Genomic DNA, 13,329 nt, shown 5'->3' on the forward strand with positions numbered 1-13,329 from the left:
CGATGTTATTGACTGGTCAGTTGCAGGTTCTGGGCGGCCGGTTTGCCGTCGAACGTGGTCACGCCTTCAAGCCAGCGCTGCTTGTCTTGCGGATGATCCTTGAGCCACTGCTTGGCCGACTCGAAGGCGTCTTTGTGGTCGAGCAACGGTTGCATCATCCGGCTCTCGTCTTCGGCGGTGAAGGTCAGGTTGCTGAGCAAGCGGCTGACGTTCGGGCACTGGCTGGCGTAGTTCGGGGCGGTCACGGTCCAGACGGTGGCCGAGCCTTCGTTCGGGCCCAGGGCGTCCTGGCTGCCGGTGAGGTAGGTCATTTTCACGTTGACGTTCATCGGGTGCGGTGCCCAGCCGAAGAACACCACGGCTTCGTTGCGTCGCACGGCGCGATCCACCGCCGCGAGCATGCCGGCTTCACTGGATTCGACCAGCTGGAACTTGCCCAGGCCGAACTGGTTCTTGGCGATCATTTCCTTGATCTGGGTGTTGGCGCCCGAACCTGGCTCGATGCCGTAGATCTTGCCGCCCAGTTCTTTTTCGAACTTGGCAATGTCGGCGAAGGTTTTCAGGCCCCTGTCAGCCAAGTAAGTCGGCACGGCGAGGGTGGCGCGGGCATCTTTGAGGCTCGGCTCACTGAGGACGGTCACCTGTTTGCCGGCGACAAACGGGGTGATGGTCTGGGTCATCAACGGGTTCCAGTAGCCGAGGAACATGTCCAGGCGCTGGTCGCGGATGCCGGCGAAGATAATTTGCTGGGATGCGCTGGTTTGTTTGGTCTTGTAGCCGAGGCCATCGAGCAGAACCTGGGTCATGGCGCTGGTGGCGATCACGTCGGTCCAGTTCACCACACCCATGCGCACGTTCTGGCACGCGGCGGGGTCGGCAGCCATCGCGCCGGAACTCAAGAAAGCGGTACCACTGAGTGCGAGAACGCAGCTGCTGATCAGTCGTTTCATGGTGGGATCCTCGGCAGGTCATTATTGTGGGGTCCGGCATCTGTCGTGCCGGTGATGTCACGTTACGCAGCTGAACATGGCAGAAAACGCACAGCGGCGACCAGCTCTTGCACTGCAGCGACCTGTGCTCTTGTCTGTCGCTTGCAAGTGGCGTATCAACGTCCACACGCTGCCCGCCATCCGAGTGCGTTCCATGTCCCAGGATTTCTACTTTTTGTTGATGCCGGGTTTCTCGGCCATCGGTTTCATCTCGGCGATCGAACCGCTGCGGGTGGCCAACCGTTTTCGTGGCGAGCTGTACCGCTGGCATGTGCTGAGCGCCGACGGCGGCCCGGTATTGGCGAGCAACGGCATGTCGCTCAACGCCGATGCGGCGCTGGAACCGCTGAAAAAGGGTGCGACCTTGCTGGTGGTCGCCGGTTTCGAACCGCTGAAATTCGTCAACCCGACACTGGAACACTGGCTGCGCCGCCTCGATCATGACGGCGTGACCCTCGGCGGTATCGACACAGGTAGTTTTGTCCTTGCCGAAGCGGGTTTGCTCGACGGCCACCGTGTGACGCTGCACTGGGAAGCCATCGATGCTTTCAAGGAGTCTTATCCACAGCTCAGCGTCACCCAGGAGCTCTTCGAAATCGACCGCCGCCGCATCACTTCGGCCGGCGGCACTGCGTCCATCGACTTGATGCTCGACCTGATCGCCCAGGCCCACGGCCCGGAACTGGCGATCCAGGTCAGCGAACAGTTCGTGCTCGGGCGCATTCGCCCGCGCAAAGACCACCAACGCATGCAGATCGCCACGCGCTACGGCATCAGCAACAAGAAACTGGTGCAGGTGATTGGCGAGATGGAACAGCACAGCGAACCGCCGCTCAGCACCCTGGAGCTGGCGGATTCGATCAAGGTGACGCGACGTCAACTTGAGCGCCTGTTCCGCTTGCACCTCAACGATACGCCGAGCAACTTCTACCTGGGGTTAAGGCTGGAAAAAGCCCGACAACTGCTGCGCCAGACTGATATGAGCGTGCTGGAAGTGAGTATCGCCTGCGGGTTTGAATCGCCGTCGTATTTCACCCGCAGCTATCGGACGCGGTTTGTCCGCTGCCCGCGGGAGGATCGCCGGCGGTTGGGGGATGGGCGGGAGGTGGTTTGACAGGCATTTATAGTGATTTATACTCTCGACTATAAATTATAGTCGTTTTAATAATTGAGTATAAAGCCATGTCGAAAAGCAGCGGTTTTGTGTTCCGTCGACCCAGCCTGGCTCAAAATATTGCCGATGGTTTGACGGGGGCCGGAATTCAGGATTACACCTCGGGTCTGTTTCTGGCCGCGCCAAGGCGTACCGGGAAAAGTACCTTTCTGCGTGAAGACCTGATACCGGAATGTGAATCCCGAGGTTGGTTGGCGGTCTACGTCGATCTTTGGGCCAACCGAGAAAAAGACCCTGCCGACCTGATCGCTGCCGCTATTGCGGGGGCGTTGGTACCGTATGAGAAGGGCATTCGCAAACTGGCCAAGTCGATGGGCGTCGAGAAACTCAGTTTCCTGCGTACGCTGTCCTGGGATTTCAGCAAGCCACAATTGCCCGAAGGCGCGACGCTGACTCAAGCTCTGGAGCTACTGCACAACGCTGCTGGCAAGACCGTTGTGCTGGTGATCGACGAAGCCCAGCATGCGTTGAGCTCTGAAGCGGGGGTCAACGCCATGTTCGGGCTCAAAGCTGCCCGGGATCAGCTGAATCAAGGGCGCGAGGGAGGGGCCGGTGGTTTGCGTCTGGTGTTCACAGGGTCCAATCGCGACAAACTGGCTCACTTGGTGCTGAGCCGAAACCAGCCTTTCTACGGTTCCAGCATTACTCCGTTCCCGCTATTGAGCAAAGCGTTCACCCAAGCCTACACCGTCCACTTGAATGCCCATTTGGCGCAAACCAACCAGTTTGTCGCCGAAGACATCGACGAGGCTTTCGAATTAGTCGGGCGCCGTCCTGAAATGCTCCGGACCATTATTGGTGAGGTGGCTCTGGAGCTGGGCGAAGCAAGTAATCTGAGCCAATTGCTACGAAGCAGCGCCGAATTGTTGCGTGCCGGCGTGTGGACCGAGTTTGAAAGCGCCTGGAATGCCCTGACCGTTGCACAGCGTGCAGTGCTGGAGGTGATGGTCGAGCGTTCGCAGAGCAACGAACCCTTTGCGCCTTTCACCGACGCGACGTTGGTCGCGGTGGCAAAAGCGCTGGAAACGATGGGCAGTGAGGTAGTGCCGGGCACCCAGACTATTCAGGCGTGCATTGATGCTCTGCGTGAAAAGGAGCTGGTCTGGAAATCGAATCGCGGCGCTTATGCGCTTGAGGACAAGTCGTTTGCCGACTGGCTCAAGCACTATCGCGCCCAGAAGGCTCAGTAAACCTGAAACCTACTGCTTCACCAACCCCGAACACGCTGCTTTGTATGCCTCATGCTGATATTTGTTCAGTGTCGGCGGCAGGGCGAAATCGTGTTTTTTGTTCTGCGCGTTGATGGTCTGCGGCGAGAGCAGGGTGACGTCGCAGTTTTCCAGCAACTGGAAAACCCCTTCGATCTTGAAGGTGGTCGGGCCGCCGGCGAACTCGCCTTTTTTGCTGCGTTTCCTGATCGCAATACGCTCGATGCCGTTGTCGCGGACAAACGCGCTGACCTGTGCGGCGAAGGCTTTGACGTTGGCGGCTTCGTCATCGTCGTCGAGGGCGATTTTCTTGGTGTTCAGTGCGACGTGAGTCAGCGCCTGATTGTCGAGAGAGGCGACGGCGATGATCGCTTCGCTGCCTTTGATTTCGATGCCGCAGATTTTCATGGACTCGCCTTGGAGGAATGCGTGGAGTGGCGGGTGATGGTCGCGCACCTGGCGCAAGCGGTCAAAGCTGGCGGGCTAACGATTGCAGGATACGTGCGGTTCGGCTGGGTATCCAGTGAGGTGGCGGGGATGAAATGTTTATATATAAAAGACAATATATTGTCCGTTAAACAGATTTTTTGTCATTTTTTGGCCATATGTTGTCCATTATTTTTTGTCACGCCATTCCGCTGCTACACTTGCCAGCATTCACCTTGAGGTCGAATCATGGCCCTTACCCATGTCCTTTACTCGCCCGGCGAGATCGCGCTGCAGATCGCCGAAAACGCCAAGAGGCTGAGGCTGAGCAAGAATTTTTCACGTCGAGCGCTCGCCTTGAAGTCAGGCGTGCCTGAGTCGAATATCAAACGCTTTGAAACCACCGGGAAAATTTCCCTCGACGGCTTGTTGCTGATCGCTGTTTGCCTTGGGGTGGAAGAGCCCCTGACCGGTTTGTTCATTTCGCCACCGTCCCTGAGTCTTCAGGAGCTTAAAAACTACGGCAGGTCTCGAGGTCGACCATGAAATCAGTCACCGCGCTCAGCGTCAGGCTTCAGGGGACAAGAGTCGGCGAACTGGTCGCGATTCCTCGCCAGGGCCTGTTTTTCTCCTATGACCCGGGTTGGTTGGCAAGTGGGTTCAACCTTGCCCCGTTTCACATGGATTTCTCGGTGAATCCCCAGAAGGCGGCCGACCTGCAACTGTTCAGCGGCTTGCATGGGGCCTTTAGCGATTCGTTGCCGGACGGCTGGGGTTTGCTGCTCATGGATCGCTTTTTTCGAAGCGAGTTGAGCGCTGAGCGCCATGCCATCGGCCCGCTGGATCGCCTGGCTTACATGGGTGACCGGAGTATGGGCGCGCTGGAATACGTGCCGATGTTTGAAACCATAGAGACTTCGGAAGACCTTGATCTGGCGGCCCTCTATGAAGCGTCGCAGACGATACTGTCCGGCAGCACCGATGAGGTCATCACGTCCTTGCGCCTGGCCGGCGGTTCACCGGGCGGGGCACGACCCAAGGCGGTGATCGGGTTATCCCCGGACAAGCGTCGTGCGGTGTCGTCATTCGCTGAAATGCCTGAGGGATATGAGCATTGGCTGATCAAGTTCCGCAACGAAGACGAACACCGGGACAGCGGTGCCATTGAGCAGGTTTATGCGCGATTGGCGCGCGCAGCGGGAGTCGAGATATCCGAATCACAGCTGTTCCAGGTCGAAACCGCCAAGGGGACCGAGCGGTTTTTCGCGACCAGACGTTTTGACCGTGAAGCAGATGCCAAGCGCCACATGCTGACCGCTTCGGCCATTCTGTATGCAGACTTTCGGGCACCCAGCCTTGATTACGCGGATTTGTTGCGGGCGACCTGGGCGATGACCAAGGATGCGGTCGAGGTAGAGAAAATGGCCCGATTGATGGTCTTCAATGCCCTGGCCCACAATCGTGACGATCACGCCAAAAACTTCTCGTTCTTTGGTGGGCTGGCCGGGTGGAAAATGGCACCGGCCTACGACCTGACGTTTTCCAGCACGGGCGGGCGAGGCAATGAACACACCACGGCATTCGCAGGGAGAGGCAATCCCTCGCGCAAGGCAATTGTCGAGGTCTGTAAGGCCTTCAGTTTCCTCAGGCCTGGGCATTACATCGAGCAGACGCTGGATGCCTTTGCCAACTGGACTGCCTATTGCGCCGAGTTGGATATCGACAAGGCGCAAAGCCAGAAGTTGTTGATAACGCTCGCATCGGTATGGGATGCGTTCTAGCGTCTTATTCCTGGCCGATCGACTCCAAAAACTCCGACCGCTCGTCGCTTTTGCTCGCCAGGCAATCGTTCAGGTCAATGGTGTAGGCCTTGCTGCCCACTGTCGCGGGGAACGGCGCAATCGCGCAATCGGCATCCCGCGATTTCATCCAGAGCTGTTCGGCGGTCTGGAGTTTGCCGGTGATGTCTGCCAACTGCGCCTTGTTGTTCGCGTATTTGGTTTTCATCCGCTCCAGTAGCGCCTGGAAATTGTCCTTGAGCAGCTGTTCGGCGGTGGTTTTGCTGTAGGCCGAACATTCCAGAGTCTGGACGTCGTTTTCGACCGCGTCGCACGGGTTGTTGTCGGCTTCTTCAGCCGCCTGTACGCCGGTCGCTATCAGTGCCAAAGCCAGGAAGATCGATTTCATTGCGCCGCCGCCCCTTATTCCAGTAAAGCTTCCGGTGAAACATTCAGTAATGCGGCGAATTCTGGCCCAACTACCGGGGAAAGAACAGCTGGGCAAATAGCCCGCAGTGAGACCCTTTGTCGCGTATTGACGCTTTCGGCAATTCCCCTGTCGTTTTTGCACCCGGCTGCCCCGTCCCTCAAGCATATGCTGACCCCAAAGCGCCGGCAGACGATTCGGCGCATGAATCGCTAACAAGGGGACAGCCTGATGAGCCCAGCCGAATTGCACGCCGACAGCATCGTTATCGACGGGCTGATCATTGCCAAGTGGAACCGTGAGCTGTTCGAAGACATGCGCAAGGGCGGTCTGACCGCGGCCAACTGCACCGTTTCGGTGTGGGAGGGGTTCCAGGCGACCATCAACAATATCGCCGCGAGCCAGAAGCTGATTCGTGAGAACAGCGACCTGGTGATTCCGGTCAAGACCACTGCCGACATCCGTCTCGCCAAAGAACAGGGCAAGACCGGGATCATCTTCGGCTTCCAGAACGCCCATGCTTTTGAGGACCAGATCGGCTACGTCGAGATCTTCAAGCAGCTCGGGGTTGGCGTGGTACAGATGTGCTACAACACCCAGAACCTGGTGGGCACCGGTTGCTACGAGCGTGATGGCGGGCTGTCCGGTTTTGGTCGTGAAATCGTCGCGGAAATGAACCGCGCCGGCATCATGTGCGACCTGTCGCACGTCGGCTCCAAGACGTCTGAAGAAGTCATTCTCGAATCGAAAAAGCCGGTGTGCTACTCCCACTGCCTGCCATCGGGTCTCAAAGAGCACCCGCGCAACAAGTCCGATGAAGAACTGAAGTTCATTGCCGACCACGGCGGCTTTGTCGGCGTGACCATGTTCGCGCCGTTCCTCGCCAAAGGCATCGACTCGACCATCGACGACTACGCCGAAGCCATCGAATACACCATGAACATCGTCGGTGAAGACGCGATCGGTATCGGCACCGACTTCACCCAGGGTCATGGCCAGGATTTCTTCGAAATGCTGACCCACGACAAGGGCTACGCCCGTCGTCTGACCAGCTTCGGCAAGATCATCAACCCGCTGGGCATCCGCACCGTGGGCGAGTTCCCGAACCTGACCGAGACACTGCTCAAGCGCGGCCATTCCGAGCGCGTAGTGCGCAAGATCATGGGCGAAAACTGGGTCAACGTCTTGAAAGACGTCTGGGGCGAATAAGCCTACTTACAAACAACGATTCCTGTAGCAGCTGCCGAGGTACGAGGCTGCGTTGCGGTCCGCAGGACCGCCCTGGGGGCCGCTTCGCAGCCCAACGCAGCCTCGCAGGCTCGGCAGCTGCTACACATCGCCTCAATAAATCGAATTCTGGAGTTTTACCCATGGCCAAGATCGCCCCGCAATTGCCAATCGAAGTCGACAGCGAAACCGGTGTCTGGACCTCCGACGCCCTGCCGATGCTGTATGTACCGCGTCACTTCTTCGTCAACAACCACATGGGCATCGAGGAAGTGCTGGGGGCTGAGGCCTATGCCGAGATCCTCTACAAGGCCGGCTACAAATCTGCCTGGCACTGGTGTGAAAAAGAAGCTGAATGCCACGGCCTGGAAGGCGTTGCGGTGTTCGAGCACTACATGAAGCGCCTGTCGCAACGTGGCTGGGGCCTGTTCAAGATCCAGGACATCGACCTCGACAAAGGCACTGCCAGCGTCAAGCTCGAGCACTCGGCGTTCGTCTACGTCTACGGCAAGGTCGGACGCAAGGTCGACTACATGTTCACTGGCTGGTTTGCCGGTGCCATGGATCAGATTCTGCAAGCGCGCGGCAGCAAGATTCGCACCGTCGCCGAACAGGTTTACGGTGGCTCCGAAGAAGGCCACGACGACGGCTTGTTCACCGTCAAGCCGTTGTAAGTCGAGGATCCTGCCATGGCTTTCGAAGCAATGTTCCAGCCGATTCAAATCGGCAAACTGACCATCCGCAACCGCGTGCTCAGCACCGCGCATGCCGAGGTTTACGCCACCGACGGCGGAATGACCACCGATCGGTACGTGAAGTATTACGAAGAGAAAGCCAAGGGCGGGATCGGCCTGGCGATTTGCGGCGGTTCCTCCAGCGTGGCCATCGACAGCCCGCAAGGCTGGTGGAAGTCGGTCAACCTGGCCGACGACCGGATCATTCCGCACTTCCAGAATCTGGCCGATGCCATGCACAAGCATGGCGCCAAGATCATGATTCAGATTACCCACATGGGCCGTCGCTCGCGTTGGGATGGCGATCATTGGCCGACCCTGCTGTCGCCGTCGGGCATCCGTGAACCGGTGCACCGCGCGACCTGCAAAACCATCGAGCCGGAAGAAATCTGGCGGGTGATCGGCAACTACGCCAGCGCCGCCGCACGCGCCAAGGCCGGTGGCCTGGACGGCGTTGAACTGTCGGCGGTGCACCAGCACATGATCGACCAGTTCTGGAGCCCGCGAGTCAACAAACGTACCGACGAATGGGGCGGCAGCTTCGAGAACCGCATGCGTTTCGGCCTGGAAGTGATCAAGGCTGTGCGTAAGGAAGTCGGTCCGGACTTCTGCGTCGGCATCCGTATCTGCGGTGACGAATTCCACCCTGATGGCCTGAGCCATGAGGACATGAAGCAGATCGCCAAGTACTACGACGACACCGGCATGATCGACTTCATCGGCGTCGTGGGCTCGGGGTGCGATACCCACAACACCCTGGCCAACGTTATTCCCAACATGAGTTATCCACCGGAGCCGTTCCTGCATTTGGCGGCCGGTATCAAGGAAGTGGTCAAGGCCCCGGTGCTGCACGCGCAGAACATCAAGGACCCGAACCAGGCGACACGTATTCTGGAAGGTGGTTACGTCGACATGGTCGGCATGACCCGCGCGCACATCGCTGATCCGCACCTGATCGCCAAAATCAAAATGGGCCAGGTCGACCAGATCAAACAGTGTGTTGGCGCCAACTACTGCATCGACCGTCAGTACCAGGGTCTGGACGTTTTGTGCATTCAGAACGCCGCGACTTCCCGTGAATACATGGGCGTGCCGCACATCATCGAGAAGTCGACCGGTGTCAAACGCAAAGTCGTGGTCGTCGGTGCCGGCCCTGCCGGGATGGAAGCTGCACGCGTGTCGGCCGAACGTGGCCACGACGTGACCCTGTTCGAGAAGAAAGAATTCATCGGCGGGCAGATCACTACCGCCTCGAAAGCTCCGCAGCGGGACCAGATCGCCGGTATCACCCGTTGGTTCCAGCTGGAACTGGCGCGTTTGAAAGTCGACCTGCGCCTGGGCGTGGCAGCCGATGCAGCGACCATTCTCGACCTGCGTCCGGACGTGGTGGTGCTCGCCGTTGGCGGTCATCCGTTCCTTGAGCAGAACGAACACTGGGGTGCGGCTGAAGGCCTGGTGGTCAGCAGCTGGGACATCCTCGACGGCAAGGTTGCACCGGGCAAAAACGTATTGGTCTACGACACCATTTGCGAGTTCACCGGGATGTCGACGGCGGACTTCCTCGCCGACAAGGGCAGCCAGGTCGAGATCGTCACCGACGACATCAAGCCGGGTGTGGCGATTGGCGGCACATCGTTCCCGACTTACTACCGCAGCATGTACCCGAAAGAAGTGATCATGACCGGGGACATGATGCTGGAGAAGGTCTACCGCGAAGGCGACAAGCTGGTGGCGGTGCTCGAGAACGAATACACCGGCGCCAAAGAGGAGCGGGTGGTCGATCAGGTCGTGGTCGAGAACGGCGTGCGGCCGGACGAAGAAATCTACTACGCGCTGAAGGAAGGCTCGCGCAACAAAGGCCAGATGGACATCGAAGCCCTGTTCGCGATCAAGCCTCAGCCATCGTTGAGCCAGACGGGTGACGGCTACTTGCTGTTCCGCATCGGCGACTGCGTGGCCCAGCGCAACACGCACGCGGCGATCTACGACGCACTGCGGCTGTGCAAGGATTTCTAAGAGCTTGTGGATCCCCTGTGGGAGCGAGCTTGCTCGCGATGAACGATGACGCGGAGCCTCTGATGCACCGCGTCGCCTGAATCGCGAGCAAGCTCGCTCCCACAGGAATCGAGCAAGGCATCCAGGTAGTTAAGCCTGCAAGACCCCGAGGTCTTTGGGAGCTCCACCATGCTAAACACCCTTCTTCCCATCCTGCTGTTCGCTGCCCTGGGCCTGGCTGTCCTGGGCGCGCTGCGGCGGGTGGCTATGTGGCGCCGGGGCCGTGCGTCCAAGGTCGATCTGATCGGCGGCCTGCTGGCCATGCCCAAACGCTACATGGTCGATCTGCACCACGTGGTGGCGCGGGACAAATACATCGCCAACACCCACGTCGCCACGGCGGGTGGTGCCGTGGCGTCCATCGTGCTGGCGATTCTGGTTCACGGTTTTGGCCTGCATAACCGCTTCCTCGGTTATGCACTGTTGCTGATGACGGCAGTGATGTTCGTCGGTGCGATCTTTGTTTACCTGCGTCGGCGCAACCCGCCGGCCCGTTTATCCAAAGGTCCGTGGATGCGCCTGCCGAAAAGCTTGCTGGCATTCTCGGCGTCGTTCTTCCTGGTGACCTTGCCGGTGGCGGGCATCCTTCCGGAAAACTTCGGCGGCTGGCTGTTGGCGGCGATCCTCGGTGTTGGCGTGCTGTGGGGCGTATCCGAATTGTTTCTCGGCATGACCTGGGGCGGGCCGATGAAGCACGCCTTCGCCGGTGCCTTGCACCTGGCCTGGCACCGTCGCGCCGAACGTTTTGGTGGTGGTCGTTCTACGGGTCTTAAACCGCTTGACCTGAACGATCCGCAAGCCCCCTTGGGTGTGGAAAAACCCAAGGATTTTACCTGGAACCAACTGCTCGGCTTCGACGCCTGCGTGCAGTGCGGTAAATGCGAAGCCGCGTGCCCGGCGTTCGCCGCTGGCCAGCCGCTGAACCCGAAAAAACTGATTCAGGACATGGTCGTCGGCCTGGCGGGCGGCACCGATGCCAAATTCGCCGGCAGCCCTTATCCCGGCAAAGCAATTGGCGAACACGCGGGCAATCCGCATCAACCGATCGTCAACGGTCTGGTCGACGCTGAAACCCTGTGGTCCTGCACCACCTGCCGTGCCTGTGTTGAAGAATGCCCGATGATGATCGAGCACGTTGACGCCATCGTCGACATGCGCCGCCATCTGACCCTGGAAAAAGGTGCGACCCCGAACAAGGGCGCTGAAGTCCTCGAAAACCTGATCGCCACCGACAACCCGGGCGGTTTTGCGCCGGGCGGGCGGATGAACTGGGCGGCAGACCTGAACCTGACGCTGCTCAGCGAGAAGAAATCCACCGACGTGCTGTTCTGGGTCGGCGATGGTGCTTTCGACATGCGCAACCAGCGCACCTTGCGCGCCTTCGTCAAAGTGCTGAAAGCCGCGAAAGTCGACTTTGCCGTGCTCGGTCTTGAAGAGCGTGACAGCGGTGACGTGGCCCGGCGTCTGGGCGACGAAGCGACCTTCCAGCTGTTGGCCAAACGCAATATCCAGACCCTGGCCAAATACAGCTTCAACCGCATCGTCACCTGCGATCCGCACAGCTTCCACGTGCTGAAGAACGAATACGGCGCCTTCGATGGCAACTACCTGGTGCAGCACCACAGCACCTACATGGCGGAAATCATCGACGCTGGCGCGCTCAATCTTGGCCAGCACAAAGGCAACAGCGTGACCTATCACGACCCGTGCTACCTCGGTCGCTACAACGGCGAATACGAGGCGCCACGCCAGGTGCTGCGAGCGCTGGGGATCGAGGTCAAGGAAATGCAACGCTCCGGTTTCCGCTCGCGCTGCTGCGGCGGTGGCGGTGGTGCGCCGATCACTGACATTCCGGGCAAGCAACGGATCCCTGACATGCGCATGGACGACATCCGCGAAACCGGTGCCGAACTGGTAGCCGTGGGTTGTCCACAGTGCACCGCGATGCTCGAAGGCGTGGTTGAACCACGACCGCTGATCAAGGACATCGCCGAACTGGTGGCCGATGCGCTGCTCGAAGACGCGGCGCCGAGCAAGTCACCGGCACCGATCAAACGTCAACCTGCGGAGGCCCACTGATGAGCGACATTATCCGCCGCGATCCGCGCGCCGAATGGATCGCCCGTAACCGCCTGCATCCGCTGCACGCCGCCATGCAACCGGTGGAACATAGCTGGATGGGCCCCAACGGGATCATTCGCAAGAACCCTCACGGTATCGGTTTCATCGGCCCCAATGGCATCAAGCGGATTGACCGCAGTGGTGTACAGCAGGGCGGGGCGACCAAACGTACGGCAGCCGTTGAAGTGCAACTCCCGCTGCATCAGGTGGCTGCACCTGCCTTCTACATCAGCGTGGTGCCGGACATGGTCGGCGGCCGTTTGAGTAGCCATGACCGTGACCTGCTGGGCCTGGCCCATCAGCTGGCCGGCAAGGACGGCGCCGTGCTGGCGGTGGTCTTTGGTGAACACAAGGAAAACACCTTCGCCACCGCAGGTGTCGACCGCCTGCTGGTGCTCGATGGCGAAGCATTCAATGGTTATGCACCGGAACAACGGGTGCAGGGTCTGCGGGCTGTGGATAACCAGTTCAATCCACGTCACTGGCTGCTGCCAGACAGCCGCAGCGGTGGCGGTGAACTGGGTCGGCGCTTTGCCGCGGCACTCGGCGAGCGCCCGGCCACGCGGGTCTGGCAGGTCAAGGATCAAGAGTGCATCGGCCGCGCCGGTGCAGGTCTGCAAGACTTGGCGCGTCCTGTCGCACGGTTGATTCTGGCGGCGGTGGAATGCGCCGAGCCGGTCAGCGAAACCCGTCACGAAGCGTTGCCGGTGGAGTTATCCACAACGGTTGCACGCAGCCTGTCGCGAATCGAAGACCTGGGCGCGGTAGCAGTCGATCCGGCAGCCATTCCCATGGCCGAAGCCGAGTTCATCTTCTCGGGTGGCAACGGGGTCAAGGACTGGGGACTTTTCCACAGGACCGCAGCCGCCCTCGGCGCTACCGAAGGCGCATCGCGAGTGGCGGTGGACGACGGCTTCATGGCCCGCGACCGTCAGGTCGGCGCCAGTGGCACCTGGGTCACCGCACGGGTTTACGTGGCGGTGGGGATTTCCGGGGCGATCCAGCACCTGCAAGGCATCGGTGCCTGCGACAAGGTGGTGGCGATCAATCTTGACCCTGGCTGCGACATGATCAAGCGCGCCGACCTGTCGGTGATTGGTGAAAGCGCGGAGATTCTTCAGGCCTTGATCGCGGCGGTAGAGGCTTACCGCAACGACGCCAAGCGCGATGCGGCTTAAGGAAAGGACTTG

Annotated in this window: 12 protein-coding genes; 8 read left to right on the top strand and 4 right to left on the bottom strand. The window is 59.7% G+C overall.

All coding sequences use genetic code 11. The features are described 5' to 3' along the window. Positions 1 to 5: 5 nt before the first annotated feature. Positions 6 to 950, bottom strand: coding sequence for a choline ABC transporter substrate-binding protein (choX, locus tag BK659_RS18920; protein WP_123426500.1), 945 nt, complete (start codon positions 948 to 950; stop codon positions 6 to 8). 193 nt (positions 951 to 1,143) lie between these two features. Here choX and BK659_RS18925 point away from each other — a divergent pair, with 193 nt between their 5' ends. Both BK659_RS18925 and BK659_RS18930 read left to right on the top strand, forming a co-directional pair. Beyond that, the gene (locus BK659_RS18925; RefSeq protein ID WP_123426501.1) at positions 1,144 to 2,103 is read left to right on the top strand and encodes a GlxA family transcriptional regulator; all 960 of its coding nucleotides are present in this window, start codon (positions 1,144 to 1,146) and stop codon (positions 2,101 to 2,103) included. 68 nt (positions 2,104 to 2,171) lie between these two features. Then, positions 2,172 to 3,353 (top strand): ATP-binding protein, encoded by a 1,182-nt coding sequence (locus tag BK659_RS18930; RefSeq protein ID WP_123426502.1) that lies wholly within the window; start codon positions 2,172 to 2,174, stop codon positions 3,351 to 3,353. A 9-nt stretch (positions 3,354 to 3,362) separates the two neighbouring features. Here the strand turns inward: BK659_RS18930 and BK659_RS18935 are convergent, their stop codons facing one another. Beyond that, positions 3,363 to 3,779, bottom strand: a complete 417-nt coding sequence (locus tag BK659_RS18935; RefSeq protein WP_123426503.1) for a DUF3010 family protein — start codon at positions 3,777 to 3,779, stop codon at positions 3,363 to 3,365. A 287-nt stretch (positions 3,780 to 4,066) separates the two neighbouring features. Next, positions 4,067 to 4,279 (bottom strand): hypothetical protein, encoded by a 213-nt coding sequence (locus BK659_RS27785; protein WP_185015409.1) that lies wholly within the window; start codon positions 4,277 to 4,279, stop codon positions 4,067 to 4,069. Between the two features lie 60 nt (positions 4,280 to 4,339). Between BK659_RS27785 and BK659_RS18945 the strand changes: the two genes are divergently transcribed. Further along, positions 4,340 to 5,578: a type II toxin-antitoxin system HipA family toxin gene (locus BK659_RS18945; protein WP_123426505.1), complete on the top strand. Its 1,239-nt coding sequence runs from the start codon at positions 4,340 to 4,342 to the stop codon at positions 5,576 to 5,578. A 4-nt stretch (positions 5,579 to 5,582) separates the two neighbouring features. Here BK659_RS18945 and BK659_RS18950 read toward each other — a convergent pair whose 3' ends face one another. Next, positions 5,583 to 5,984 (bottom strand): lysozyme inhibitor LprI family protein, encoded by a 402-nt coding sequence (locus tag BK659_RS18950; protein ID WP_123426506.1) that lies wholly within the window; start codon positions 5,982 to 5,984, stop codon positions 5,583 to 5,585. Positions 5,985 to 6,233: 249 nt separating this feature from the next. Between BK659_RS18950 and BK659_RS18960 the strand changes: the two genes are divergently transcribed. From BK659_RS18960 to etfA, 5 genes are all read left to right on the top strand, one after another. Then, complete coding sequence (locus BK659_RS18960; RefSeq protein ID WP_123426508.1) at positions 6,234 to 7,211, top strand: dipeptidase; 978 nt, start codon at positions 6,234 to 6,236, stop codon at positions 7,209 to 7,211. Positions 7,212 to 7,372: 161 nt separating this feature from the next. Next, positions 7,373 to 7,903 (top strand): DUF5943 domain-containing protein, encoded by a 531-nt coding sequence (locus BK659_RS18965; protein WP_007947752.1) that lies wholly within the window; start codon positions 7,373 to 7,375, stop codon positions 7,901 to 7,903. A gap of 15 nt (positions 7,904 to 7,918) precedes the next feature. Beyond that, entirely contained in the window at positions 7,919 to 9,979 is a 2,061-nt protein-coding gene (gene dgcA, locus BK659_RS18970; protein WP_123426509.1) for a dimethylglycine demethylation protein DgcA, read from the top strand. A 168-nt stretch (positions 9,980 to 10,147) separates the two neighbouring features. Further along, the gene (gene dgcB / locus BK659_RS18975; RefSeq protein ID WP_123426510.1) at positions 10,148 to 12,097 is read left to right on the top strand and encodes a dimethylglycine demethylation protein DgcB; all 1,950 of its coding nucleotides are present in this window, start codon (positions 10,148 to 10,150) and stop codon (positions 12,095 to 12,097) included. Further along, complete coding sequence (gene etfA, locus BK659_RS18980; protein WP_123426511.1) at positions 12,097 to 13,317, top strand: electron transfer flavoprotein subunit alpha; 1,221 nt, start codon at positions 12,097 to 12,099, stop codon at positions 13,315 to 13,317. Before dgcB ends, etfA begins: the two co-directional genes overlap by 1 nt. Positions 13,318 to 13,329: the final 12 nt, after the last annotated feature.

It is taken from the genome of Pseudomonas brassicacearum (assembly GCF_003732225.1).
Taxonomy (GTDB): Bacteria; Pseudomonadota; Gammaproteobacteria; order Pseudomonadales; family Pseudomonadaceae; genus Aquipseudomonas; species Aquipseudomonas brassicacearum_E.